Source organism: Microcystis sp. M079S1 (assembly GCF_020246425.1).
GTDB classification, from domain to species: domain Bacteria; phylum Cyanobacteriota; class Cyanobacteriia; order Cyanobacteriales; family Microcystaceae; genus Microcystis; species Microcystis aeruginosa.
This window is the reverse complement of sequence record NZ_JADBSZ010000330.1, coordinates 1-25,487: the sequence shown is the minus strand read 5'-3', so window position 1 is coordinate 25,487 and position 25,487 is coordinate 1. Positions and strand designations below refer to the sequence as shown.

General features: G+C 40.1%; 30 protein-coding genes and 3 pseudogenes. 15 read left to right on the top strand and 18 right to left on the bottom strand.

The window, feature by feature from the left end; genetic code table 11:
* Positions 1 to 243: 243 nt before the first annotated feature.
* Both IM456_RS21340 and recA read left to right on the top strand, forming a co-directional pair.
* Positions 244 to 1,197, top strand: a complete 954-nt coding sequence (locus tag IM456_RS21340; protein WP_287693091.1) for an aldo/keto reductase — start codon at positions 244 to 246, stop codon at positions 1,195 to 1,197.
* A 127-nt stretch (positions 1,198 to 1,324) separates the two neighbouring features.
* The gene (recA, locus tag IM456_RS21335; protein ID WP_149987829.1) at positions 1,325 to 2,392 is read left to right on the top strand and encodes a recombinase RecA; all 1,068 of its coding nucleotides are present in this window, start codon (positions 1,325 to 1,327) and stop codon (positions 2,390 to 2,392) included.
* A gap of 23 nt (positions 2,393 to 2,415) precedes the next feature.
* Here the strand turns inward: recA and IM456_RS21330 are convergent, their stop codons facing one another.
* The 3 genes from IM456_RS21330 to IM456_RS21320 form a co-directional block, all read right to left on the bottom strand.
* On the bottom strand, positions 2,416 to 3,012 hold the full coding sequence (locus IM456_RS21330; RefSeq protein ID WP_061431379.1) for a hypothetical protein: 597 nt from the start codon (positions 3,010 to 3,012) through the stop codon (positions 2,416 to 2,418).
* Between the two features lie 43 nt (positions 3,013 to 3,055).
* Positions 3,056 to 3,925, bottom strand: a complete 870-nt coding sequence (locus IM456_RS21325; protein WP_149987831.1) for a bile acid:sodium symporter family protein — start codon at positions 3,923 to 3,925, stop codon at positions 3,056 to 3,058.
* Between the two features lie 293 nt (positions 3,926 to 4,218).
* Entirely contained in the window at positions 4,219 to 4,398 is a 180-nt protein-coding gene (locus IM456_RS21320; RefSeq protein ID WP_002759146.1) for a hypothetical protein, read from the bottom strand.
* A 933-nt stretch (positions 4,399 to 5,331) separates the two neighbouring features.
* On the opposite strand from IM456_RS21320, the gene IM456_RS21315 reads away from it, so the two are divergent.
* Positions 5,332 to 5,805, top strand: a complete 474-nt coding sequence (locus tag IM456_RS21315) for a CRR6 family NdhI maturation factor (protein ID WP_002795611.1) — start codon at positions 5,332 to 5,334, stop codon at positions 5,803 to 5,805.
* Between the two features lie 94 nt (positions 5,806 to 5,899).
* Entirely contained in the window at positions 5,900 to 7,108 is a 1,209-nt protein-coding gene (locus tag IM456_RS21310; protein ID WP_287693090.1) for a 4-hydroxy-3-methylbut-2-enyl diphosphate reductase, read from the top strand.
* A 579-nt stretch (positions 7,109 to 7,687) separates the two neighbouring features.
* On the opposite strand, the gene IM456_RS21305 is transcribed toward IM456_RS21310, so the two are convergent.
* A complete protein-coding gene (locus IM456_RS21305) occupies positions 7,688 to 7,867 on the bottom strand; it encodes a hypothetical protein (protein WP_002800951.1) in 180 nt (59 codons plus the stop codon).
* A gap of 16 nt (positions 7,868 to 7,883) precedes the next feature.
* On the bottom strand, positions 7,884 to 8,717 hold the full coding sequence (locus IM456_RS21300) for a hypothetical protein (RefSeq protein WP_287693089.1): 834 nt from the start codon (positions 8,715 to 8,717) through the stop codon (positions 7,884 to 7,886).
* A gap of 460 nt (positions 8,718 to 9,177) precedes the next feature.
* Here IM456_RS21300 and bchL point away from each other — a divergent pair, with 460 nt between their 5' ends.
* The 3 genes from bchL (at position 9,178) to IM456_RS21285 (ending at position 12,716) form a co-directional block, all read left to right on the top strand.
* Positions 9,178 to 10,047 carry a ferredoxin:protochlorophyllide reductase (ATP-dependent) iron-sulfur ATP-binding protein gene (gene bchL / locus IM456_RS21295; RefSeq protein WP_002759152.1) on the top strand — a complete coding sequence of 290 codons (870 nt, stop codon included), beginning with the start codon at positions 9,178 to 9,180 and terminating at the stop codon, positions 10,045 to 10,047.
* A gap of 387 nt (positions 10,048 to 10,434) precedes the next feature.
* On the top strand, positions 10,435 to 11,835 hold the full coding sequence (locus IM456_RS21290; protein WP_002740797.1) for a ferredoxin:protochlorophyllide reductase (ATP-dependent) subunit N: 1,401 nt from the start codon (positions 10,435 to 10,437) through the stop codon (positions 11,833 to 11,835).
* 77 nt (positions 11,836 to 11,912) lie between these two features.
* Complete coding sequence (locus IM456_RS21285; protein WP_287693088.1) at positions 11,913 to 12,716, top strand: nucleoside phosphorylase; 804 nt, start codon at positions 11,913 to 11,915, stop codon at positions 12,714 to 12,716.
* On the opposite strand, the gene IM456_RS21280 is transcribed toward IM456_RS21285, so the two are convergent.
* The gene (locus IM456_RS21280) at positions 12,713 to 13,642 is read right to left on the bottom strand and encodes a DUF1350 family protein (RefSeq protein WP_287693087.1); all 930 of its coding nucleotides are present in this window, start codon (positions 13,640 to 13,642) and stop codon (positions 12,713 to 12,715) included. The two genes, IM456_RS21285 and IM456_RS21280, sit on opposite strands and share 4 nt — an antisense overlap.
* A gap of 319 nt (positions 13,643 to 13,961) precedes the next feature.
* On the opposite strand from IM456_RS21280, the gene IM456_RS21275 reads away from it, so the two are divergent.
* Positions 13,962 to 14,363 (top strand): hypothetical protein, encoded by a 402-nt coding sequence (locus tag IM456_RS21275; RefSeq protein WP_002798731.1) that lies wholly within the window; start codon positions 13,962 to 13,964, stop codon positions 14,361 to 14,363.
* Positions 14,364 to 14,442: 79 nt separating this feature from the next.
* Here the strand turns inward: IM456_RS21275 and IM456_RS21270 are convergent, their stop codons facing one another.
* From IM456_RS21270 to IM456_RS21235, 8 genes are all read right to left on the bottom strand, one after another.
* The gene (locus IM456_RS21270) at positions 14,443 to 18,066 is read right to left on the bottom strand and encodes a CHAT domain-containing protein (RefSeq protein WP_287693086.1); all 3,624 of its coding nucleotides are present in this window, start codon (positions 18,064 to 18,066) and stop codon (positions 14,443 to 14,445) included.
* Between the two features lie 125 nt (positions 18,067 to 18,191).
* Positions 18,192 to 18,413, bottom strand: coding sequence for a type II toxin-antitoxin system HicA family toxin (locus tag IM456_RS21265; RefSeq protein ID WP_002790990.1), 222 nt, complete (start codon positions 18,411 to 18,413; stop codon positions 18,192 to 18,194).
* Positions 18,403 to 18,609: a type II toxin-antitoxin system HicB family antitoxin gene (locus tag IM456_RS21260; protein WP_002740815.1), complete on the bottom strand. Its 207-nt coding sequence runs from the start codon at positions 18,607 to 18,609 to the stop codon at positions 18,403 to 18,405. Before IM456_RS21260 ends, IM456_RS21265 begins: the two co-directional genes overlap by 11 nt.
* A gap of 352 nt (positions 18,610 to 18,961) precedes the next feature.
* Positions 18,962 to 19,276, bottom strand: coding sequence for a HigA family addiction module antitoxin (locus tag IM456_RS21255; protein ID WP_002737909.1), 315 nt, complete (start codon positions 19,274 to 19,276; stop codon positions 18,962 to 18,964).
* Between the two features lie 9 nt (positions 19,277 to 19,285).
* Positions 19,286 to 19,567: a type II toxin-antitoxin system RelE/ParE family toxin gene (locus tag IM456_RS21250; protein ID WP_008206034.1), complete on the bottom strand. Its 282-nt coding sequence runs from the start codon at positions 19,565 to 19,567 to the stop codon at positions 19,286 to 19,288.
* Between the two features lie 299 nt (positions 19,568 to 19,866).
* Positions 19,867 to 20,025, bottom strand: coding sequence for a hypothetical protein (locus IM456_RS21245; RefSeq protein WP_192845989.1), 159 nt, complete (start codon positions 20,023 to 20,025; stop codon positions 19,867 to 19,869).
* 118 nt (positions 20,026 to 20,143) lie between these two features.
* Positions 20,144 to 20,356 carry a type II toxin-antitoxin system HicA family toxin gene (locus tag IM456_RS21240; protein WP_002759169.1) on the bottom strand — a complete coding sequence of 71 codons (213 nt, stop codon included), beginning with the start codon at positions 20,354 to 20,356 and terminating at the stop codon, positions 20,144 to 20,146.
* Complete coding sequence (locus IM456_RS21235; RefSeq protein WP_012264985.1) at positions 20,349 to 20,555, bottom strand: type II toxin-antitoxin system HicB family antitoxin; 207 nt, start codon at positions 20,553 to 20,555, stop codon at positions 20,349 to 20,351. Before IM456_RS21235 ends, IM456_RS21240 begins: the two co-directional genes overlap by 8 nt.
* A gap of 523 nt (positions 20,556 to 21,078) precedes the next feature.
* Between IM456_RS21235 and IM456_RS21230 the strand changes: the two genes are divergently transcribed.
* Entirely contained in the window at positions 21,079 to 21,339 is a 261-nt protein-coding gene (locus IM456_RS21230; RefSeq protein WP_041803907.1) for a hypothetical protein, read from the top strand.
* A complete protein-coding gene (locus IM456_RS21225) occupies positions 21,326 to 21,748 on the top strand; it encodes a type II toxin-antitoxin system VapC family toxin (RefSeq protein ID WP_147073654.1) in 423 nt (140 codons plus the stop codon). The genes IM456_RS21230 and IM456_RS21225 overlap by 14 nt, the downstream gene beginning before the upstream one ends.
* A 71-nt stretch (positions 21,749 to 21,819) precedes the next feature.
* On the opposite strand, the gene IM456_RS21220 is transcribed toward IM456_RS21225, so the two are convergent.
* The 4 genes and pseudogenes from IM456_RS21220 to IM456_RS23620 form a co-directional block, all read right to left on the bottom strand.
* A complete protein-coding gene (locus IM456_RS21220; RefSeq protein WP_002751511.1) occupies positions 21,820 to 22,167 on the bottom strand; it encodes an HVO_A0114 family putative DNA-binding protein in 348 nt (115 codons plus the stop codon).
* A complete protein-coding gene (locus IM456_RS21215; protein ID WP_149985946.1) occupies positions 22,148 to 22,444 on the bottom strand; it encodes a toxin-antitoxin system TumE family protein in 297 nt (98 codons plus the stop codon). Before IM456_RS21215 ends, IM456_RS21220 begins: the two co-directional genes overlap by 20 nt.
* Before the next feature lie 146 nt (positions 22,445 to 22,590).
* Complete coding sequence (locus tag IM456_RS21210; protein ID WP_172970484.1) at positions 22,591 to 22,746, bottom strand: hypothetical protein; 156 nt, start codon at positions 22,744 to 22,746, stop codon at positions 22,591 to 22,593.
* Positions 22,747 to 22,864: 118 nt separating this feature from the next.
* Positions 22,865 to 23,011, bottom strand: a pseudogene (locus tag IM456_RS23620) (type II toxin-antitoxin system HicA family toxin); the annotation flags it as partial.
* A 73-nt stretch (positions 23,012 to 23,084) separates the two neighbouring features.
* Here IM456_RS23620 and IM456_RS21205 point away from each other — a divergent pair.
* The 5 genes and pseudogenes from IM456_RS21205 (at position 23,085) to IM456_RS21185 (ending at position 25,407) form a co-directional block, all read left to right on the top strand.
* Positions 23,085 to 23,588, top strand: a complete 504-nt coding sequence (locus IM456_RS21205) for a helix-turn-helix domain-containing protein (RefSeq protein ID WP_149985947.1) — start codon at positions 23,085 to 23,087, stop codon at positions 23,586 to 23,588.
* 18 nt (positions 23,589 to 23,606) lie between these two features.
* Positions 23,607 to 24,041, top strand: a pseudogene (locus IM456_RS21200) (transposase family protein).
* 120 nt (positions 24,042 to 24,161) lie between these two features.
* A pseudogene (locus IM456_RS21195) lies at positions 24,162 to 24,759 on the top strand (IS30 family transposase); the annotation flags it as partial.
* Between the two features lie 43 nt (positions 24,760 to 24,802).
* On the top strand, positions 24,803 to 25,042 hold the full coding sequence (locus IM456_RS21190) for an antitoxin family protein (protein WP_149985948.1): 240 nt from the start codon (positions 24,803 to 24,805) through the stop codon (positions 25,040 to 25,042).
* Positions 25,039 to 25,407 (top strand): PIN domain-containing protein, encoded by a 369-nt coding sequence (locus tag IM456_RS21185; protein ID WP_149985949.1) that lies wholly within the window; start codon positions 25,039 to 25,041, stop codon positions 25,405 to 25,407. The genes IM456_RS21190 and IM456_RS21185 overlap by 4 nt, the downstream gene beginning before the upstream one ends.
* The last annotated feature ends 80 nt before the right edge of the window (positions 25,408 to 25,487 follow it).

Genomic DNA, 25,487 nt, shown 5'->3' with positions numbered 1-25,487 from the left:
GATTTTGCGATAATATTTTTAAAAGATTTTATTCATAATGGAAATCCTTGCGTCTAAAAAATTTTTGCAGAGATTCCCATTATAAGAAAAGCATAGCGCAAGTCGCCGGCAAAGTCAAGTCCTTTCCCATTAATTATGGGTGCGAATTTCCCGGAATCAAAAAAGGGGGTTAGTGGTGAGTCAGACCAAATATAGGTTACACTTCAACTTTAATGGGAAACGCTGTCATTCCGTGTAGAGAATATGACTAGACAAACCGCTAATCTCGGACAAACAGGAATTGCCGTCAGTGCCTTGGGAATCGGGACTTGGGCATGGGGAGATAAACTCTTCTGGAACTATGGCAAGGAATACGGAGCTAGTCAGGTAGAGGAGGCCTTTAAAGCTGCAGTAGAGGCAGGAATCACCTTTTTTGACACAGCCGAAGTCTATGGACTGGGGGAATCGGAACGACTCTTAGGAAAATTTACCCAACAGACCGATATTCCCATCGATATTGCCAGCAAATTTGCCCCCGTACCGTGGCGATTGGGGGCGAATGCGGTTCATAATGCCATTACCGAGAGCTTAAACCGTCTACAAACCGATAAAATTGCCCTTTACCAAGTACATTGGCCCTTCACCTTCCTGATTAGCCAAGAAACCCTAATGAATGCCCTAGGGGAAGAAGTAAAACGCGGCCGCATTGGTTCCGTGGGTGTAAGTAATTATTCCGCCGAGCAAATGCGTCAAGCAAGCCAGATTTTGGCGAAAAAAGAGGTTCCCTTAGCGGTCAATCAGGTGCAGTATTCGCTTTTGTATCGCAAAATAGAAACTAAGGGAATTTTAGCCACGGCCAAGGAATTAGGTGTCACCATCCTCGCCTACAGCCCCCTCGCTCAAGGACTACTGACGGGTAAATATAGCCCAGAAAGCCAGAATTTGCCCGATGGAGCCAGAAAAGTTGACCCACGGTTCAAAAAAGAAGGTTTGGATAAAATAGCCCCAATTTTAAGGGTAATGCAAGAATTGGGCGTAAAATACCAAAAAACCCCCGCACAAGTCGCCCTCAATTGGTTAATCGCCCAAGGGGATGTGATTCCCATTCCGGGGGCAAAAACCGCGGCCCAAGCGAGGGAAAATGCCGGGGCCTTAGGATGGAGTTTAGAAGCGCAAGAGGTGACGCAATTAGAACAGATGAGCCGACCTTGGCTGTAAAAATCAAAAGTTTTGATTTTTGATCACCATTCTGGAAAAAGTCTCTAACTTTTTGGTGATCAAGATTAAAACAAGCTACAATCTTTAGATACTGCTGTACTACTTAAGAAAACTGGGGAGAAAATTAATGGCGACAATGACAAATAATTCCGATCGAGATAAAGCCTTAGGCTTAGTCTTAACTCAAATCGAGCGCAACTTTGGCAAAGGTTCGATTATGCGTTTGGGAGACGCAACCCGGATGCGGGTGGAAACCGTGCCTAGTGGTGCTTTAACCCTAGATATGGCGTTGGGTGGCGGTTTACCGAAGGGCCGCATCGTCGAAATTTACGGGCCGGAAAGTTCTGGAAAAACCACCTTAGCCCTCCATGCGATCGCAGAAGTGCAAAAAGCTGGGGGAGTGGCGGCCTTTGTCGATGCGGAACACGCTTTAGATCCCACCTATTCGGAAGATTTAGGGGTAGATATCAATAATTTACTGGTGGCACAACCGGATACGGGGGAGGCTGCCTTAGAAATAGTTGACCAGTTAGTGCGTTCTTCGGCCGTGGATATCGTTGTCATCGACTCGGTGGCCGCTTTAGTGCCGCGGGCGGAAATTGAAGGGGAAATGGGGGATAATCAGGTGGGTTTGCAGGCCCGTTTGATGAGTAAAGCCCTGCGAAAAATTGCTGGTAATATTGGTAAATCCGGTTGTGTGGTGATTTTCCTCAACCAACTGCGGCAAAAAATCGGTGTCACCTACGGTAATCCTGAAGTGACCACTGGAGGAACGGCCTTAAAATTTTATGCCTCGGTGCGTTTGGATATCCGTCGCATTCAAACTTTGAAAAAAGGCACGGAAGGGGAATACGGAATTCGGGCTAAAGTTAAGGTGGCTAAAAATAAAGTCGCGCCTCCTTTCCGGATTGCTGAATTTGATATTATCTTCGGTAAAGGCATTTCCCAAGTGGGTTGTATGCTCGATATCGCCGAACAAACTAACGTGGTTACTCGTAAAGGGGCATGGTATAGCTATAATGGCGAAAATATTGCCCAGGGTCGCGATAATGCCGTTAAATATCTCGAAGAAAGGCCAGAAGTAGCGGCAGAAATTGAGAAGTTATTGCGGGATAAATTAGACATGGGTTCGGTTCCTTTCCCCACGGAACCAGCCGATGAGGATGAGGAGGACGATCTGGAACCAGAAATCTAAAAGAAGAGGGTTTTAGGTCTTGGTTATCCCCCTATTTTGGGGGATTTTTTAGCTTCAGAATCGATAGATTTAGCGGCTTCTAACCATGATTGTAAACCTTTTTTAGTCGGTGTTCCTTTAGTGGTAAAAGTCCATAGATCTCGTTTATGTTGGGGGCCGTAGCTGATATGAATCGGGCGATTAATTCCGTAAAAATAGAGAGAGTCAAAGGGTAATTTTTGGGTTAAAATCCAATCTATCAGGCGATCGCTAGTTAAATCGATAATCCGAAAATCACAGGCTGCCCCCAATCGCTGACAATAATATTGACCTTTTTGATTAATTTCGTGGGCGCAATGTTGATCACGACTGGGATCGATTCTACCGTTTTTTAAGCCAGTGATTGGGTCTTTTTTTTGGAGAAATTTTCTCAGATCATTGGAACAAAATCCATAGGTTAATTGGAATCTTTCTCGACCAAAATTATCAATAATTGGATCGATAATAAAGTGAGCGAGATTTTGCCAAGCGGTTATCGTTGCGGGATTTTTTGGGTAGGGATCGATTTGTGCTGCATACTTTTGATAGGTTTGGGAACAGGTAGATAATTCTTCTAGGGTTAAATATTTACCAATTAACATAATCAGTTATCAGTTTTTAGCTAGATCCTATCACCCGATTTAGCTATTTTACCAAAGCTGCTTTTTTGCGACCATAATAAACAGCGATAAAAGCGCTGACATACATCCATAAACTATAGACCATTGCGGGAATGGCTAGATCGGGATTCTTTAATAAACCGGCAGTGATGCCAATAGCTAAAGTGCCGCTTTGAATACCCACTTCAATTGCAATACAAATTCTTTGGGGAATAGTTAATTGAAATAAAAGACCACTGAAAAAGCCAATTAGGGAAGCAATCGTATTTAAAATGATCACTGCGATGCCAGTTTGAGCGATAAATAAAGGTAAACGTTGCCATTCTCTCAGGATTAATAAGAAGATAATAACCGCTAGAAAAATCACGGCTAAACGATTAGTTATCGGTTCCAGACTTTTGGCCAGTAAAGGGAAGTAATGGCGGATAGTCATACCCATAACCAGGGGTAAAACTATAATCAAAAATATCTGCCCCATAGTGGAACCAATGGGTAGGGAGATAGCGGCACTTTCACCCATAAAATGCTGGAGAGTTAAACTAGCTAAAAAAGGTATTGTGAAAATAGTGATGATACTGCTAAAAGCGGTTAAAGTAACAGAAAGAGCCACATCTCCCTTAGCTAAATAGGTTAAAACATTGGAGGAAGGGCCGCTGGGGCAAATGGCGACAATCATTAAACCGACGGCAATTTCTGGCCGGAGAGGCAAAAGAGAAACAATAATAAAGCCGACGATCGGTAGAATAATAATTTGATTGACTAAACCGATCAGGACTGCTTTGGGATAACGGGTGATACGCTGAAAATCGGCGAGAATTAATCCCAATCCCATGCCTAACATTAAAACGCCTAGGCCAACGGGTAAGAGGATATTAGTAAAAAAGTCGGCTTGCATGGGATAAAAGCGGAGAAGACGAGCTTATTTTCCCATAAATTGACTGGTTTATTCGTGTCCCTAGTTACCGATTTTGCTGACTAAAAAACCCCCGGTGTGCAGGGGAGATTAAATTGTAGGAGAAATCCAAACCTTGGCGATTTTAGTCCAGTTTCCCTTCCCGCTCCGGGATGATATCCCCGTCCTACTTCAGTTGCTTGGTGGCAACCATGGGATCACAGCTAGGGAACTGACGATGCGACTGCCACTTTCGACATCACCAATGCCTAGGGAATGTTGCCGCAGGACTCCCATCAAAAATAACGAGGGCAAATTTTCCTTCTAAATCCCGCAGTCCTTGAATTCCTTTCTGTTGATAAATTGCTAGGGCGATCGAGGTGGTAGATTTTTGGTGAACGATAGGTGAGTTTTTGCGGTGCTTTCCCTTCTAGATCGAGGGACAGTTTTTTGTCATCTAAGTTGTGTGTAAACATAGCAACCCTCCAGATCTCTACAGTTCTATTGTACCTTTATCCCTGGTTCGAGTGCCGGGGACTGTAATAATGTGTATTGTTCGTCAGAGAAGACTCAACCGTTGTTTGTTTTAAAGGTAGTCGCAAGTGTAAGCAGATTAATTTTCCTTAGCTTGTTGACCGATTCCCTCAGCACGATTACCGGTTTACTCTTTGCCTCTTTGTGCGATCGAGTTCGAGGATTTCTCTAGGGTAAAGTAATTGATAAAGTAGCTAATTTCCTCCATATCACTCTCTTTGATAATCCCGATGGATTGCCCTTAATTAAGTTAAGAGAAAAAGGGTTAAATTCTCTAGAATAATTATCCTGAGAATTGGTCATTTTTGAGGAACCGACAGCCTCCCCTGCTGCTAATGCAGAATAGGAAATCTATCAATAGTAATTAGTCATCGATTAGCTCTTTGTCAAGGGGAACTGATGAGCAAACGAGGACAATATCACCTTATGTTTACCCGTCAAGCTAATAGTTATCAATAACCTGAGTTCCCGATTTTGCCGAGTAAAAAACCCCCAGTGTTCAACCGAGGTTAAATTGTAGGAGAAATCCAATCATGAGGATTAAACCTCTTGCATAATTAATTTTTGATGGTTCAAAAACGGCAAAAATAAGGATTAAATTGCATAAAATTGGTAAATAGACCATTTAATTGATTATTATTCATTCTTAATTCTCCTGACTACTGACTACTGACTACTGACTCCTAACCCTAACAACAATTTTTGATTTTTACAAGAGGTCTATTTTAGTCCAGTTTCCCTCTCTCGCTCCGGAGTGAGAGAATAGTCATACTTAGTTTTTTTGTCCCGATCGAGAGTATTTTCTGAGATAGATCATTGCCGATCTGGGGATAAAAAACCGTAATTTTGCCCGATATAACCTTTTATTTGCCCCTATGACTGTCAAAATCGCTCTTAACCCCAATCAGATTCAAAATCTGGATCTATCATCTTTAGAGACTATTATTCAAGATTATCGGTCCCGATCAGCGATCGCCGAATTGGAACAAGCTCTACAATTAGAGATAGATTATCCTCGCGCGGAGGGTGATATGCGGGAATTATCGGAGATAGCGGAAGTTAGGCTGTGGTTTCTGCGTTTAGATGCGGTTTATCCCTGGTTAATCTTTATTCTTGACCCAAAACAGGGAGAAATCGCCCGTTATGCTGCTATGTTGGTCCCCCATCAATTCCATCGCGGGGAAGGAATTCAATATAACCCCGAAGCTTTAGAGATTTTTGTGATGCAAAAACTCTTTATTTTGTCTGATTGGCTGAAAAGTCAGCAAATTCCTGCTTTATCTCGCTTAAAATTTTTCGCTCAACAGTTTGGTTACGATATCGACGAGGAATTTCTCTCTAGTCTCTAAAAGCCTCCTGCGCTGACTAGATAAGGTATTTTTAATATATGGCAAGCTACTGTCTCGCCCAATTTAGCGCCACCAATACCCCTATCAGAGAATCATGGATACAAAATCCTTTAAACGCACCCTACAGCAATCGGATAACTATAACCGCAAGGGATTCGGTCATAAAGAGGAAGTAATGGATGCGATGACCAATGAGTATCAAAGCGACCTGATCCAAGAAATTCGTGAAAATAATTATCGTTTACAACGGGGGGACGTGACGATCTATCTCGCTCAAGCTTTTGGTTTTTGTTGGGGGGTAGAACGCGCTGTCGCCATGGCCTACGAAACTCGTCAACATTTTCCCCTGGAACGTATCTGGATTACTAACGAAATTATTCACAATCCCTCGGTTAATCAGCGTCTGCGCTCCATGGCCGTGGGTTTTATTCCGGTCGAAAATGGCCAAAAAGACTTTACTGTAGTGGAATCGGGGGATGTGGTGATTTTACCTGCTTTTGGGGCCAGTGTCTCGGAAATGCAAATACTTAACGATAAGGGTTGCATGATTGTGGATACTACTTGTCCCTGGGTTTCTAAGGTGTGGAATTCCGTGGAAAAGCACAAAAAAAGCGACCACACTTCGATTATTCACGGCAAATATAATCACGAAGAAACGATCGCCACTAGCTCTTTTGCTGGCACTTATCTAATCGTTTTAAATTTGGATCAAGCTAATTATGTCGCTAATTATATTCTCCACGGTGGCGATAAAAATGAGTTCTTAGAGAAGTTTAAAAATGCCCATTCCCAGGGTTTCGATCCCGATCGCGATCTAGATTATATCGGTATTGCCAATCAAACCACGATGCTGAAAAGTGAAACGGAGGAAATTGGCAAACTCTTCGAGCATACTATGTTGAGAAAGTACGGACCGATCGATTTTAAAGATCATTTCATGAGTTTTAATACCATCTGTGATGCCACTCAAGAGCGTCAAGATGCCATGTTTGAACTGGTGAAAGAACCGCTTTCTTTAATGGTGGTAATTGGCGGTTATAATTCCTCTAATACCACTCACCTACAGGAAATAGCGATCGAGCGTGCCATTCCCTCCTATCATATCGATAGTGCCGAGTGCATTCTCCCCGGCAATCGCATCGAACATAAACCTTTAGGGGACGATTTAATTATCACTGATAACTGGTTAAATGAGGGAAAAATTGTCGTCGGAGTGACTTCTGGCGCTTCCACTCCTGATAAGGTGGTAGAAGAGGTGATCGAGAAAATTTTTGCGTTCAAATCTTCTTTAGTCTCTCCGTAATTAGCCTAGGTGTGTTAGCCTTTAGCAATAGCTGCATCTCATAGCACAAATAGGAGATGCAGCCGATATTTTTCTCAGTGGGATTGCTCAGAAACTAACTACCGCAATCTTGACATTGACGTTAGAACCGTTGGATTCTTCTCGTTGAGTGTATCTCATATTTGCAGAAATACCGACAATCAGCAATTATCAGCTTCTGAAGGCAAGAGGCAAAAGACAGAATCTGACAATTCTCCTACCTAAAAAGAAGGTTAGAAACTAGGCACATCAAAGCTTTTAGCTTAACCAATTAGGTCTTAGATTCGGTCGAGTGACTTTTAAATTATTACAGATATATCAGCAGCTGCGTGTAAGCATCCCACCGAAAAACTAATGCGCGAGGGGTTTGGGGACGGCGCTTGCGTCCCCAACGGGGGGTTTGGGGGGTAGAACCCCCCAAAAGCTTGGATTGAGTGATAAAATCGAAAGTAACGCCCGACTTTAGCCGAGAGTTTCCCCTTAAAAATCCCAACTTAGTAGATTTACAAAAATGAGATGCAGCCTTCTCGTTTCTGTCTGGAAGGAAGAGCCAATATTTTCCTAAAAACGGCGGGTTTTATCGATTCCGTAGATAATTCCCGTCACCACGGAAGAGAGAATTAATAACAAAATTAATCCTCCGGGTAAAAAAGATAATATTCCCATGCCGCGCAATATATAAACTAACACGGTCACTAATAGGAAACCGAAAAAAAGAGACTTTAAATAACTAGAGCGCATTTACTTAGATTAACACTTACTCTTGACTTAAGTTTAACTTTTCGGCAATCATTGCCAGGATTTTTTCTTCCCTTTTTCCGTTACTGATAGATTCCAGTAACCGGCAATTGAGGATAATTTTTTCCCCGTTGGATAAGGTTAAAATAATCCGTCGGTAATTAGAACCCAAAAAGCCTTTGTACTCTTCTACTTTTGCCTCAACAATTCTCTCTAGAAGATAATCACTTTCACTTCTAAAAGTTAAATGTTGTCGCCTACGGGTTAGGGTAGCGGTACCCTGATTAAAGACATAACTCTCCCAATAGCTGACATCATAAAGTAATAACAGACCTGACAATAAGCATAACATACCCCAGAGATAATAGGGATAATTATGGTGGTGTTCTAGCAGTGCTGACAAGGTATCTAGGGGACTTTTGGCAATAATTTCCTGAGCTTGATATCTATTCACAAAACTCTCAAATCGAGTTTTAAAATCACTAGCTGACTGCACATCCCGAAAATTTTCGATGTAGAGATAGTTATTTCTCCCGACCAATAAAACCGTGTTATTAACAGTTTTTTTCTGCTCAACACTGATAAAAACTTCTTGATAGACAGCCGTAGCTTTAATGTGAGTTAAAGAAAAATTTTCCCGACTAGAAACAGGAAAATTATACTCTTGGACATATTGACAATCTATTCTTTTTGTGCCTAACCTCATGCAGTTGAGATAAGCGCGCTGGAAAGAAACCACATAGGCTAAAAACAGCAAAGGAAACCCAGCCAGAAAAAACCCCAGAAAAGGACGATATTTAGGAGCCTTATTCTCTAATAAGAGTGTAGTCAGCGTTTTTTGCTTAACTCGCATGGGAAACCCTACAGGTACTTTGTTCTAATTGTACTACAGCTTTTTTCAGCATCCTTCTCAGGATCGATTTATTTAATCTGCTGACGGGGAAAATTGTAATGATTATTCACGAAAATCTGACATCGGTCTCTAGACTGCCTCTATCTTGACCTTTTTTGTTCTGGTTTGCCACGGTAAAACCCTGTTTATCGAGTTTTTGTAAAGCTTTGGTGGTTTTTTGTTTATTGTTTGTATTTAAAGTAAATGTATAAACAAAGCTGTTTTTATAAGTTTTTATGACTTTAAAAAACTTTATAAGCTCTAAAAGATTATTTATATAATTTTTAAGCGTTCAATCTCACTCTAGCTATAGCAGATAAAAATTGAGCCTCTTTCCAAGGGGTGGGGAGATGGTCAATAATTGGGATCAAAGCACTGATAAACAAACTCACCATTCAAGCGCACATTTAGGAGAACTTCCATGCCTTTAACACTCGCAGTCTACGGAAAAGGTGGCATCGGTAAATCGACAACAAGCTGTAATATTTCGGCCGCTTTAGCCAAAAGAGGCAAAAAAGTCCTACAAATAGGCTGTGACCCCAAGCATGATAGCACCTTCACCCTGACAGGCTTTCTGATTCCCACAATCATCGATACCCTGCAAGAAAAAGATTTTCACTACGAAGACATCTGGCCCGAAGACGTTATCTATGACGGTTACGGTGGTGTCAAATGCGTGGAAGCGGGGGGGCCTCCGGCCGGTGCCGGTTGTGGCGGTTACGTCGTCGGGGAAACGGTGAAATTATTAAAAGAATTGAACGCTTTTGATGAATTTGACGTGATTTTGTTCGATGTTTTGGGGGATGTGGTCTGTGGAGGATTTGCCGCACCCTTAAATTACGCCGATTACTGCATAATTGTCACAGATAACGGCTTTGATGCTCTTTTTGCCGCCAATCGCATCGCTGCTTCCGTCCGCGAAAAAGCGCGCACTCATCCCCTGCGACTAGCCGGATTAATTGGTAATCGCACCTCAAAACGCGATTTAATTAATAAATATGTAGATCATGTTCCCATGCCAGTGTTAGAAGTTTTACCCTTAATTGAAGATATTCGCGTCTCCAGAGTTAAAGGTCAAACTCTCTTTGAAATGGCCGACAAAGATCCGATGTTAAGTTACGTTTGTGACTATTATCTCAACATTGCCGATCAGATTTTAGCCAAACCAGAAGGAGTTATTCCCAAAGAATCTGCCGACCGGGAATTATTCACTTTATTATCGGATTTCTATCTTAATGCCGATAAACCGAAAGTTAACGCCGAGGAAGAATTAGACCTGATGATGGTTTAGATTATTTTGTCGGGTGGGTTAGGGACAGCGTAACCCACCAATAACCACCAATAATCACCAATAAACTCTTTTTCTGGGTGGGTTACGGCGAATAATTAACTTATTAGTTAATAGCCTAAATTATCGTCGCCTAACCCACCCTACCCACGGGCCCACCACCCAACTCGATGCAGCTTTAGAACTTAAGTTATCAGTATGTATGTATTTCTTTTGTCAGCTTAATTCCGATGGGGACAAACTGGTAGAAGTCTGAGGATTGAATTTTGATCCGTCGGAAGAAGAAACTAGAAACTTTTAATCCATCAGAAGATAGTGAACTACAAAAGATTAGAGAATAGATAAAACGAGAAAACCAAAATAAACCAAGTTAAAGGAGAACCAAACAACATGACCGCCACCCAAGAACCGAGCGCTTTACAATTTGATTGTGAAACTGGCAACTATCACACCTTTTGTCCGATTAGCTGTGTTGCTTGGTTATACCAAAAAATCGAAGATAGTTTCTTCCTTGTTATCGGCACAAAAACCTGTGGTTACTTCCTGCAAAATGCTATGGGGGTGATGATTTTCGCCGAACCGCGTTATGCTATGGCTGAATTAGAAGAAGGGGATATTTCCGCTCAACTAAAAGACTACGAAGAACTAAAACGCCTCTGCTTACAAATTAAACGAGATAGAAACCCTAGCGTTATCGTTTTTATCGGTACTTGTACCACCGAAATTATCAAAATGGACTTAGAAGGATTAGCACCGAAACTAGAGTCAGAAATCGGTATTCCTATCGTGACAGCGCGCGCTAATGGTTTAGATTATGCCTTTACCCAAGGGGAAGATACCGTCCTCGCTTCCATGGTGCATAAATGTCCCGAAAAAGTTAAGCACGAAGATGAAAAAGAAGAACGGAATGCCATCCAGAAACTCTTAACTTTTGGACGGAAAAAAGAAGAAATTAAACAGGAAGAATCGGAATATAAAGACCATCCTCCTTTAGTTTTATTTGGTTCTGTTCCCGACCCAATTGTGACCAATTTAACCCTAGAATTAAAAAAACAAGGAGTTAAAATTGATGGTTGGTTGCCGGCCAAACGGTTTACTGAATTACCAGTAATTGAAGAAGGTTATTATGTCGCTGGTGTCAATCCTTTTCTATCACGAACTGCCACCACTTTAATGCGTCGTCGTAAGTGTAAATTAATTGGCGCACCCTTTCCCATCGGTCCAGATGGAACCCGCGCTTGGATAGAAAAAATCTGTTCGGTTTTGGGAGTACAACCGCAGGGATTAGAAGAAAGAGAGGCAAAAATTTGGGAAAGTTTAGAGGATTATCTGCAACTTGTGCGCGGTAAATCGGTCTTCTTTATGGGGGATAATTTACTAGAAATTTCTCTGGCACGTTTCCTAATTCGTTGCGGGATGACTTGTGATGAAATCGGTATTCCTTACATGGATAAACGCTACCAAGCGGCCGAATTAGCATTACTAGAAAAAACCTGTAATGATATGGGTGTTCCCATCCCGAAAATTATCGAAAAACCTGATAACTACAATCAGATTCAGCGCATTTACGAGTTAAAACCCGATTTAGTGATTACAGGAATGGCCCATGCAAATCCCTTAGAAGCGCGGGGAATTAACACTAAATGGTCGGTAGAATTTACTTTTGCTCAAATTCATGGTTTTACCAATGCGCGAGATATTTTAGAATTAGCTACTCGTCCCCTGCGTCGCAACAATAACCTCAAGGAATTGGGTTGGGACAAGTTAGTTAAAGAGTCAGCAAAAGTGTAAATTTGTTTTCAAAAGGCTACAATCATCAGGTAAGGAAAATCAATTCCTTACCTTTTTTCTGTATTTAGTTCACGTCAATGTCCAATAACTTATCTCACCAAAAACCCTATCATCTCAACTTTAGCAGTGAGGATTTAGGCACGGCAAAACCGACTATCACCCTATTATCGGGGGAACCAGAACGCTCGCGCTATATTGCTGAAACTTATTTACAAAATGCACGTTTACTATCGGATTATCGCGGATTAAATAGTTATCTTGGCTATCTAGATAATTCTACCCCAATTCTTCTGGCTACCAGTGGCATGGGTGCGCCATCTTTGAGTATTGTGGTTAATGAATTAATACAGGTGGGAATTAAAACTATTATTCGTATTGGTACTTGTGGCGCAATTCAAAATAGAATAAAAATTGGTGATATTATTATCTCGCAAGCGGCTTTATGTAGGCAAGGTGCAGCTAATGATATTGCTCCTCCGGAATATCCCGCAGTGGCGGATCCTTTTTTGACAGTTGCTCTAGTCAAATCGGCTCAATTTTTGGGAGTAAATTATCATGTAGGTATTACCGCTTCTGTGGATAGTTTTTATGAAGGACAGGAAAGAATCCTGTCTTCTGCTAACCCTTATCTTCAGCGCCATTTAGAGGGAATTACGGAAGAATATCGACGTTTAAATATTCTCAATTATGAAATGGAAGCGGGAACTTTATTTAAAATGGCGGGGGTTTATGGATTTACTGCCGCTTGTATTTGTGCTGTGATTGCCGAAAGAAGCAAAGAGGAAGGGATTAGCTTAGAAAGCAAACAACAGGCTATCGAAAAAGCGATTCAGGTGGCAATATTGACCGTTAGCAACCTCTCCCCATCCTCGATTAATTAACTTTCAGAAATCATCTTCATTAAGACTTCCTCTTTTTCCTGACTTTGGGGATAACAGGAGATAAGTTTAGCGCGTAATTCCTGAATTGATTTAATCACATTATCGGCTAATTCTTGGTCGCCATTGCGCCAGCCAAGGGGTGCTAGATGGGTGCGATTGGCTAAGGGAACTACTGGTTTTAAGAGTTGTTGACTTAGTTCTTTAATGAACCAAGCTACTGTATCTTTAGCCTGTAGATCCTTAGCAAAGGCGATAATTTCCAAGAGTCGAAATAGCTTACTATTGCTAATTAAACAACGGGTTTCCTGCACGTTTGGCTGTACGTCTAAACCCAAACTTTGCACTAATTTAGCTAGGGCAGCTATGGGAATTGCGCTATCTATGCCAGCAATTACAGGAGCCAGTAAAAGCGAGGGTTGATTTTTCAGAGATACGGCATGAATATCGGTATTATTCAGCGATTTTTGGATATCTTCGGCTTGATTTTTGCCGACACAACCACTCAAAACCTGTTCTAGTTCTGTGTTTTCCACATCACTTAAAACCTCTAAAAGGGAGATATATTTACACCCTAAACTATGGCCCATCCAAAAATAATTAGGATTACCAGCAGTGGGATCTTCTAAATACAACTCAAGGTTATCTTCATAGCCCAAAAACTTAGCTTCTTCATAAATAGCCTTTCTCAATCCAATCAAATCTTTGACCATTTCTAGGGAAACATTCCAATGACGAAAAGTAAAACGATAGGGAATAGCAATAAGGGTATAGCCTCGTTTAAAGACTTGTTTGAGCAGATAACGATAGAACAGATTGGGAAAAGTGCCGAAGAAAGCACCACCGATAAAATAGACAACCCCAATCGGTTTAGGATTGATAGCAACCCAGTGAAATTGCAGGGGAATAAACTTAAATTCTGCTGTCATTGTTTTTCGGTATGTAATTGTTAATTTGGCGATTAGGGAAACAATCTTATAATGATTAAAAATCTCGGCGGCCAAAATAATCGATCGCCTTGTCTAAGTATGGTATATTAGTTTGCTCAAAAAAGTGTATTTTGTTGCGAATATGTAATAATTTTTGACAAAAGTAAATTCTCACCCCAAAAAATTCGCTTATTCTTAGTCTTCTAAGCTAATCTTGACTGGATTAACTTGCCATCGGTAAAGTCAAAACCTTTAGCGACGAGACGATTATAAGGTGAGATAATGGGAAAAAATTGGTTTTAGCTTTAAGGATGGTATTATGTCAGACGCAACGCAGTTAACACCGGAAAAAATTGCTCAGTACCGTATTGAATTTGCGGACAATGAGAACGCTTTAATTGCACTTGATGTTATTGAGGAATGGGAGGGAGATTTAGCAGATGCTGCTGAGTCTATTGCCACTCGTAACGGGATTGAAGGGGTAGAAGATAATGCTGATTTTCGTTGGTTTGTTATTGTTCTTAATAAATGTCGGGATTCTATTTGTCAACCGAAGTTGCGAGAAAAATATTTACCCGCACTTATCCCTACTTTAACAGGTATTATTGTAGGATATTTGATGTGTCCTCCGCAAGTCGCGGGAATTTTATCTGCTATAGTTGCTGTTTATATTCAGGATCAAGGACTGGATAAATTTTGTCAAAATTATCCTGATTCTTAAATCAAAGTGATCCCCCCCAACCCCCCTTAAAAAGGGGGGAGAATACCTCAACTTAATTGTATTCTCAAGGAACAATAGATTAAATCCCTGTAGCGATAAATGCTGTCCAATAATAGGGATTGGCAAAGGGATAGGGTTCACGTTTAACCGCAGCTTCTAATAAGTCTTGGAATTTTCTTCTATCCCGTTTACTCTCAAAGACTCGATCGAGTAATTGCTGGAATTTTTGACTATTTTTAATTCTGGCTAATTTTTTACTGTTCAATGTTCTTAACCAAGTTTGAGTATGATTTAAAACAATAGCGATACTTCCTTCATCTCGGATAGAAATCCGTTTAAGATCGTGATAAAATTTAGTCATAAATAACGTAGTTGCTAGGGGATCTACTGTCCAAAGGGTACTAACTACACTAGAACTACCTGCAAATAGAAAACCACTGGGTAAACCCACATATTCATCACTAATACTATCAGCTTTACTTTCGATTATACCACTTTCACAGGCAGAAAAAGTGACTAAACGACATTCTCTTAAGTCAAATTTTTCAAATACTTCTGCTAGGGTTAGGTTAGCTAATTCTCCTAAGTTACTATCTGGATCTGCTAACATTAAAGCGGAATCTCTAGGGGATTCATTATTAAATTTACCATGACAGGAAAAATGAATACAATGAGATTCTTGTAACTCTTGACGACGATTTTCTAGGGTTTGTTCTGATGCTTCTAATTCCCCAATAATAATAGTTTTTTCAGTGGCGAATCCTTGACTAATTCTCTCGATTTCTAGATTTGCTCCTAAGAGAGGTTTTAGGTCTTTTCTGGTGGGATTTTTAATAGCAAAAAGACGAGTAAAGTTTTCTCGCTGTGATAATTTTACCAGTTTTAAAAGTTGGCAACTGGGAACATATCCTACCCCTTTAGAAAAGCATTGATAGAGAAATTGTCCATCTTTTAGGGGTAAACAATGAAGGGGAATAATATGTAAAAACCAATGAGGAATTAGGATGAGACGAGAGCAGGATTTAGGGATCAGTTCTAAAAGTTCATCAATGTGGAGAATTTCTGATAGTTGATTTAAACGAAAATTAAGATTATTAATCCACTCGGTTTTATTATTTTCATAAGCGTCACGATAATTTTTAATAAAATTAATCAATTTTTCTCGATCTTCTGCTGAAGATTGCCAAACTTTAACCCCTTTCACCTCACTATTCCCCCCTTTTGAAGGGGGGTTAGGGGGGATCAAACCCTCATTAGTAACAATAAACGCCATAATACTATCCCCTGCAATATACCATTCTAAGATGGCAGTATCTTGATCAATTAAGGATTGAATCTCACTTAGAGGAATACTTTCAACCTTTTGAGTTAAGCTAAAAGTGGGGTCTATGGGAGTTATTTCACGGTCAATGAGTTGATTTAATTCTTGTTTTAATTGATTGAGGTGAGTATAGTCATTTAAGATGGGTTGTTTTTGTTCATCTAGGGTTAAAATTCCTCCCCGATTGCGGGTTTGTTCTTGGATGGCTAACCGTTGTTCTTCCCCAATAATGGCACGACGGAGGCGATCTAATTCGGTAATAATAGTTTGGGGGATATTACCTTTAGGATAGATATCTCGGTCGGTTAGCAGTTGAACTAGATAGCGAGTTTTGCTGCGTTCAACGTATTCTAAGGCGCGATCTGGTTGATTGAGGTTGAGATAGGATTGAACAATGCCATGATAAACATCCATTGCATCGGAGATGATTTCTTGTTGTCGTTGGGGGTTTAAGGCTTCGAGTCGGGTATTTTCTACTGCTTCGATGGCTAAGTTGTAGCCTTTGATGGCGGTTTCCCAGTCTTCGATAAAGTTAGCAGTATGTCCTAAGTTTCGTCCTCTTCCTAAACAGTCTATGGGAAAAGCAGTCGGAGTATATACTTCTAATGACAGGTTATAAGCTGCTATAGCTAACTCTAGATTATTTGCCCTTTCCCCTCTGATGCGATATAGATAAGCATTCCCCAGATTATTTTGTGTTCTTGCCCAATCTTCAGGAAAAGCATCACGGGTATAGACTTCTAAGGACAGGTTATAAGATTTAATCGCTAACTCTAGATTATCAGCCCTTTCCCCTCTGATGCGAGTTTGATAATGATAAGCTAACCCCAGATTATTTTGTGTACCTGCCCAATCTTCAGGAAAAGCTTCACGGGTACATACTTCTAAAGACAGGTTATAAGCCGCGATCGCTAACTCTAGATTATCAGCCCTTTCCCCTCTGATGCGTTCACTATAAGCAGCCCCCAGATTATTTTGAGTCCTTGCCCATTCATGAGGAAAAGCTTCACGGGTATAGACTTCTAAAGACAGGTTATAAGCCGCAATAGCTAACTCTAGATTATCAGCCCTTTCCCCTCTGATGCGTTGACCATAAGCACCCCCCAGATTATTTTGTGTCGTTGCCCATTCATAAGGAAACGCTTCACGGGTATAGACTTCTAAAGACAGGTTATAAGCGGCAATAGCTAACTCTAGATTATCAGCCCTTTCCCCTCTGATGCGATAACTATAAGCAGACCCCAGACTATTTTGTATCATTGCCCATTCATAAGGAAAAGCTTCACGGGTACATACTTCTAAAGACAGGTTATAAGCCGCAATAGCTAACTCTAGATTATCTGCCCTTTCCCCTCTGATACGAGTCTGATAAGTATTCCCCAGATTATTTTGTATCATTGCCCATTCATGAGGAAACGCTTCACGGGTTTTTACTTCTAAAGACAGGTTAAAAGCCGCAATAGCTAACTCTAGATTATCTGCCCTTTCCCCTCTGATGCGTTGACAATAAGCTATCCCCAGATTATTTTGTGTATTTGCCCAATCTTTAGGAAAGCTATCACGGGTTCTTACTTCTAAAGACTGGTTATAAGCTGCAATAGCTAACTCTAGATTATCAGCCCTTCCCCCTCTGATGCGTTGACTATAAGCACCCCCCAGATTATTTTGTGTGTTTGCCCATTGTTCAGGAAACGCTTCACGGGTATAGACTTCTAAAGACAGGTTATAAGCCACAATAGCTAACTCTAGATTATCTGCTTTTCCCCCTCTGATGCGTTGACTATAAGCATTCCCCAGATTTATTTGTGTCGTTGCCCATTCATAAGGAAAAGCTTGACGGGTATATACTTCTAAGACGTTCTGATATCCTGTAATAGCAATTTCCAGATTATTAGCCCGACTTCCCAAGGGAAACTGTGAAATATGAATACATAAATATTCAATCACCTCGGCAATAGCTGCCACATATTCTGGTTTCCCTTGAGAAAACTCATTTCTAGCGTATTGTTGCAACAGTTGGGCAAAAGTATCATCTAACAGATGTTGACGGCGTTGTAGGATAGGATAAACCACCGTAGGATCGCTATAACTCTCTATTTCTGCTTGTAACACTTCTACTAAAAACCCCTTATATTCCTCTATATTGACCGCCTGAGAGTTGAGATATGTCCCCAACTGTTGCGCCTTATGCCGTAACCAAGCCGCAGGATTATTATTTCCTTGTTGTTCTAACCATGTTGCATAGATTTCCATCACCTGCAAAAATTCGGGATCAATCAATTCCTGATTTGCTTGCAGAGTATTATTGAGTTCCTCACCATTAGAACAAGTGAGCAACTGTTCAATTAAATTAACATAAGCTTGGGCGCGTTGTTCATTCATTGTCTGTACTGTGATTAGAATGATTGAATGAGGGACTATGATGTTTTTTAGCGGATGACTCTATGATAGGATGAGTCCCCTTGATATAGGGCGATTATGACACAGAATGCTATAGAGGATATTAACTATAAACGCTCAAACTCATCAACCCTTAATCCCGCTTGCCTTAAAATACTGCTAATTGTACCGATTGTTACCTCCTTATAACAGGGAACAATCGTTGTCATTTTTCCTTCGGGAGTATCCTTGGCAAACTTAACATGACTCCCCTTTTGACTAACAACTTCAAACCCTGCCGCTTCCAACTTGCGTTTAATCTCACGATAAGATAAAGGCTTAAGCGGCATTGATTTCTACCTCTATCTTCTGTAATCGGGGAATAACTGTCGCACAAGGCGGTTCAAAATGTAATTCTAAAGCCTCTTGCAGATTGTTTAACGCCTCGGTTTCCGTTTCCCCTTGACTAGCAACATCAACCTCTAAACATTGGGCAACAAACCAATTATCTTCTTGAAAAATTCTCGCTGTAAGTACCTGTCTCATTTTCACTTTCCTGATTGAGCTTTCCATGATTATAGGTCAGGCTAGAATGACAGTCAATTAAATAATCATATAGATCATGCTTTAGACTTCTACATAACAAGATTCTATACTTTATATCCCGTAACCAAGCAACAGGAGTATTATTTCTTTGTTCTTCTAACCCTGTTGCATAGTCTTCCATCATTGTCTGTACTGTGATTGATGTGATTATGTGATGGACTGTGATTTTTTTTGAGAGAGACCAACCTTATGATTTAACGTGATACAATAAATATTCGTGATTGTCAAGGGGGGTCGCTGCCAAATTTGTTTGATATATTCCAAGTTTCTGCCTTAGAACATATCAAACAAATTACTTTTCTGCACAAATAACTGTCATTACAGCAACTTCTTTGTCCAATTGATCTCCTATTTCATCTTCAACAACGTCCAGATCGTAATCCATTTGTAATCCCAGCCAAAATCGCGGTGACATATCAAAATAACGAGCTAACCGAAGAGCTATATCCGCCGTGATACACCGCTTTCCGTGAACGATTTCGTTAATACATTGTTCAGGAACTCCAAGAGCCAGAGCTATTTGATTCTGACTAAGGTTCATTGGCTTGATAAATTCCTCTAAAAGAACCTCACCGGGATGAATTGGCATTAGTTTATCTTCATTCATTATTTTACCTCAATGATAATCAACGATTTCTACGTCTAGAGCATCACCGTTTTGCCAGACAAAGCAAATTTGCCATTGATCGTTAACCCGAATGCTATATTGACCTTCCCTGTCACCAACCAGACGTTCCAATCGATTTGCTGGTGGGACACGAAGATCTTGCAGGGTTTCCGCACGATTAAGCATCCGCAATTTTCGCAATGCCACTTGTTGGATATCTAATGGCAATTTACGCGAATGTTTACGTTCAAAAACTTTTTGAGCTTCTTTATCTTTAAAGTTTTGGATCACTCTCTAAACAATTTCTTATCCTACTTTTAAGTATATGACGTAAGGATGCTCCAATGGCAGAACTGGTTGGGGAACAGGCCAGACAGGGACTTCTGCGAATGCGTCTGGGGCCAAGATGACGCGACGACAAATGATCGCGGTAGCCTTCATGTTGGACATACTAACAACACCTTAGCCTATTGTCAATGTCCCCAACAGTTAAAAACGCCTCATATTCTTCTATATTTCTCGCTTGAGGGTTGAGATATTGCCCAAAGTTTTGTGTTAAATCAATCTGCATGGTTATTATTGTATCCTTATTATTTTAACCCCGTTGCATAGTTTTCCATCACCTGCAAAAATTCGGGATCGATCAATTCCATATTAGCTTGCAGAATATTAGTTCGTTCCTCATCATCAGCACAAATGAGCAACTGTTCAATTAAATTAACATAAGCTTGGGCGTGTTGTTCATTCATTGTCTGTACTGTGATTGATCTGATTATGTGATGGACTGTGATTTTTTCGAGAGAACGACTCGATGATATTTAGATAAGCTTGGGGGCGTTTTTCGTCCATAACCTTAATCCGATGCTTTCACAAAAGTTTTTTAAATTCTTCAATAGACATTCCGGCACCTTTAATAATTGTTCCCATTGTATAAGCATTAATTGGATTAGCTCTGGGAATTGTTAAGATATGCTCTCCATCAGTCATTGTAATATGTTTACCCTGTCGAACAATCCTAAATCCTGCTTTTTCAAAGGCTTTAATGGCTCGTTGATGATTAATTCCGGGAAGACTAGGCATGATTTAATTCAACTTCCACATAACAAGATTCTACACCTTGATTCAATTCCTCGGCAACTTCTAAATAAGACACAATAGCATCTTGAATATTATTGAGAGCTTCTTCTTTTGTTGTACCTTGAGAAGCACAGCCGGGTAAACCGGGACACCAAACAGCATATCCTTCTTCTGTTTGCTTAAGACTGACTTTATACTGCATATTTTTATAATAATAATCGTTGTCAGTTATTATAGCACGGCCATCATTAATCTCTGCTTCTGCTTGTAATACTTCTAATAAAAACCCCTGATATTCCTCTATACTTCTCGCTTGAGGGTTGAGAAACTGCCCCAACTGTTGCGCTATGTTCCGTAACCAAGCAACAGGATTATTATTTCCTTGTTGTTCTAACCCTGTTGCATAGTTTTCCATCACCTGCAAAAATTCGGGATCAATCAATTCCTGATTAGCTTGCAGAATCTTATTGAGTTCCTCATCATCAGCAGAAGTGAGCAACTGTTCAATTAAATTAACATAAGCTTGGGCGCGTTGTTCATTCATTGTCTGTACTGTGATTGATGTGATTATGTGATGGACTGTGATTTTTTTTGAGAGAGAGCGACCTTATGATATAGTGTGATACAATAAATATTCGTGATTGTCAAGGACAAAGGATAACCTAGTCATAGTTTATCGTTCAATTATTCTAATCATAGTTTAGATATTATTAAGGAGAAAGACTATGGACATCACCATTCATCTTAGCCAAGAACAAAGGGAAAAACTCGCCTATATCCAACAACATAGCGATCAGGATATCACTACCCTGCTCAATCAAGTTATTGAGCAACAATATACCAAACTACACCCGCGTAACTCAGAGCCTCTTAAAGTGCTGAAAGAAAGCGGTTTTATTGGGTGTGGACAAGGTTCGCCCGATCTTTCTACTAATTATAAAACTATCCTGAAGGAAGAATGGTCAGCCAAACATGATTATAGTTGATACAGGCTTCTGGTTGGCCCTCGCCAATGAGCAAGATCATCATCATCAACAAGCACAGCTTGTAATTCAAAGATTGCGAGAACCCCTAATAACAACCTGGTGTGTTGTCACCGAAACTTGTTACCTTTTGCTAACTCGTCTCGGTAATCATGCTCAACTGCTATTTATTCAAAATTTCTTAGCAGGTGGTTTTGAAGTATTTGAATTACAATCAAATCATGTTAGACGAATGCAACAACTTATGAAACGTTATGAAGATATACCAATGGATCTAGCTGATGCTTCATTAGTAGTATTAGCTGAAAACTTAGGGCATGGGAAAATTTTAACGTCAGATCGCCGCGATTTTTCAATCTATCGCTGGCAGGATACCCATAGTTTTCAAAATTTATTCTTAGGATATCCTTAATAATTTCGAGAGAATGATAATACTTTTGCTTCAGGTATCCTCTTTATTGGCGATCGCTACTAATCCGGCGATCAAACGGCTTGCAACATGAATTCAACCTTGATCGCTTCAAACGGGAACTCTACGCTCCCATCTGCTACACGACTCAGAATACCGACATTTAAAAGTGCCGTAATATCTCCATGTACTGCTTTAACATCCCGATGTACTCGCCTCGCCGCCTCACGGATAGAAATGGGGCCAGCACCGCACATAGCTTTGAGGAGTTCCCACCGCTTGGCAGTCAGAACTTTCCAGAGAAGTTCGGGGGTAGCAAAACTGATACGAACTTCTTTTTCTGCTCGACCAGTTTTCATCGCTTGAACGGCATCGGCAAGGGTGTCAGTCAAGGAGCGAACTTCAAGAACGACCGTGTTCATAATTCCACCTCAAAATGTCAGAGTTGAAGTCGGCCATCAATTGGTCTGGCGAAGAGAAAGCATAAAGAGACTCCACACCATCGAAATGACGGTGATCGCCTTTACCGCGTTCGTTATCATATCGCAACACACATTTGCCGTTGACTATGTAAGCGAGACGATATTTGTAAGGATGCTCCGATGGCAAAACTGGTTGGGGAACAAGCCAGACAGTGACTTCTGCGAATGCGTCTGGGGCCAAGATGACGCGACGACGAATGAGCGCGGTAGCCTTCATGTTGGATATACTAACAACACCTTAGCCTGTTGTCAATGTCCCCAACAGTTAAAAACGCCTCATATTCTTCTATATTTCTGGCTTGAGGGTTGAGATATTGCCCAAAGTGTTGTGTTAAATCAATCTGCATGGTTATTGTATCCTTATTATTCTAACCCTGTTGCATAGTTTTCCATCATCTGCAAGAATTCGGGATCAATCAATTCCTGATTAGCTTGCAGGATATTGGGTTCCTCATCATCAGCACAAGCGAGCAACTGTTCTATTAAATTAACATAAGCTTGGGCGCGTTGTTCATTCATTGTCTGTACTGTGCTTGATCTGATTATGTGATGGACTGTGATTTTTTTTAGAGGCTGATTCGATGATATTTAGATAAGCTTGGGTGCGTTTTTCGTCCATAACCTTAATCCGATGCTTTTACAAAAGTTTTTTAAATTCTTCAATAGACATTCCGGCACCTTTAATAATTGTTCCCATTGTATAAGCATTAATTGGATTAGCTCTGGGAATTGTTAAGATATGCTCTCCATCAGTCATTGTAATATGTTTACCCTGTCCAATTAAATAGACCTCTCCATAATTTAATTAAATCACAATAATAGGATGTAATAAAACAAATAGTAGCTCAAAAAAAGCAATGAAAAACTACACTTGGGAATACATTCAAAAATATCCGAAACAAACTAAAAGACTATTAGGGATTGACTACCAACAACTAGAACAACTGATGGCACTTGGAAAACTTATACATCGGAAAAACCAATCAGAAATCGAAAAAACCAAAATTAGGATTAATCAACCAGGAAGCGGAACACCTCCTAAATTATCAGAAGAGGAACAAATTGTTCTAATGTTGGTTTATTTAAGACATCATCTAAGCTTTCAAATCTTAGGACTAATGTTTCAAGTGAGTGAATCAACGGCTCATAATATCTTTACCTATTGGCAAAAACTTTTTGAAGGCGAGTTACCGCCAAGTTTGTTAGAACAAATAAAGAAGTGCCAAGAAGAGGAAATAATAATTGAACAATTAAGGGATTATGAGTTGATTGTCGATAGCGCAGAACAGCCCTTGGAGAGGCCGACCGATTATCAAGAACAAAAAATATATTATTCGGGAAAGCAAAAAAGACATACTTGAAAAAGTCAATTTATTGTCTTGCCAAAAGATGAAGATATTGTTGATGTAGTTATTGGTCAACCTGGTCCGACGAGCGACATAAAAATCTGTCGGCAAACTTTAAGCAAATTCGATTCTCAACAAACTTTTATTGGAGATAAAGCTTACTTAGGAGAAAATCAAATCAGAACTCCTGATAAAAACCCGAAGAATGGAGAATTAACCGAGAATTAAATTAAAGAAAATAAAGTTTTATCATCTCGGCGAATTTTTGTTGAGCATTTAATTCGAGTGGTCAAAGTATTTAAAGTGGTTCAAGAAAGATTTAGATTAAATAAAAGTCGATATAAATCGGTTTTACTTACCGTTTGTGGCTTAGTAAGGTTGAGAATTAGTGCGCTAATTTTAGAAGTAATAGAAGGGGAGCAATCAGGGGAAGTAATTGACGTTATAATTAGCCATAGTTTTCCGTAAAAATTGGATTTTGTCTCTTTAAACCCTGATTAATCGGTTTTGAGAGCTAATTTTGACTCTTGGTCTAATCTGTCTCTCTTCCTTGCTGTGACTGACTTATAAATTTTTGGAGATGTCTAATACCTACGTCAAGGACGAGGAAAAAGAAAGAGTCGAAATGGAGCAAAAAGTAAGCGTGGAGGGATTCCAGGGCGTGTAGATATCAGCGAGCGACCAGCAATTGCTGACCAGAAAACTGAAATCGGTCATTGGGAAAGTGACACAATGATTGGAGTCAATCATCTAGGAGTTCTCGTTACATATATGGACAAAGCCTCGAAATTTTTAGTAGCAGGATTAGCCAAAAACAAAACCGCATCGGAAATCAACCCTTGTCACCGAAAAACTTTTCCAAGAGATTCACCCTGACCAAAGAAAAACCTTTACTTGTGACAAGGTTAAAGAATTTTGTGGACATCAAGAGTTAAGTCAGAAACTAGGAGCAGATTTTTATTTTGCTACTCCTTATCATTCTTGGGAGAGGGGATTAAATGAGCATACCAATGGACTATTAAGACAATTTTTTCCCAAGGGAAGGAATTTCAAAATCGTTAAGCCAGAGGAGGTGGAAAGAGCCGTAAACTTGATTAACAATCGTCCTCGAAAATGTCTTGACTATCAGACCCCCAATGAGGTATTCTATAAAGGTAGATCAGATAGTGATGCAATTCAGACTTGAATCGGCCAGTTATAATTAGAGTAATCTAAATCAAAATAGACAAATGCAACAAAACTGTGAAGCCGTCTTTGAAAATGGTATCTTACGTCCTTTGGTGAACCTTAAACTCAAGGAAGGACAACCCGTAAGACTTATTATAGAAGAGACAACCACCTTAAAAGCCGAAGAAATGCTAAAAATGGCGTTTCAGGTTTATGAAGGATTGTCAGAACAAGAAATTGATAAAATTGAAGAGATTGCTTGCAATCGCAGTCATTTTTTTACCCCTAAAACTTCGGAATGATTCAGCAAAAAGTGTTAATCGATACTGATATTTTGTCAGCGATTATGCTCCCAAATCCGATTGCCATCGTCAAGGCGATAGACTATCTCAATCAACACAATAAATTCACTTTTTCTTTGATAACTCGTTATGAAATTCTCAGGGGGTTGAAAGCTAAAGCCGCCAGCAAACAGCTAATAGCATTTGAAACATTCTGCACTAATAATATTATTGTTCCTGTGACTGATGAAATTATTGTCAAAGCTGCTGATATTTATGCACATTTAAGAAGACAAGGAACACCAATAGGAGATGCTGATATTTTGGGCTCTTCGGTTTGTGTTATGCAATGGACGGGGGTTATAAGGGATGTAACCCTTATATAGAAAGGCATTTAGCGATTTTTGTCAATTGTTTTTGCTCTAGAGCGAACTAATCAATTAAGTCTTTTGCCAGATAAGGATTT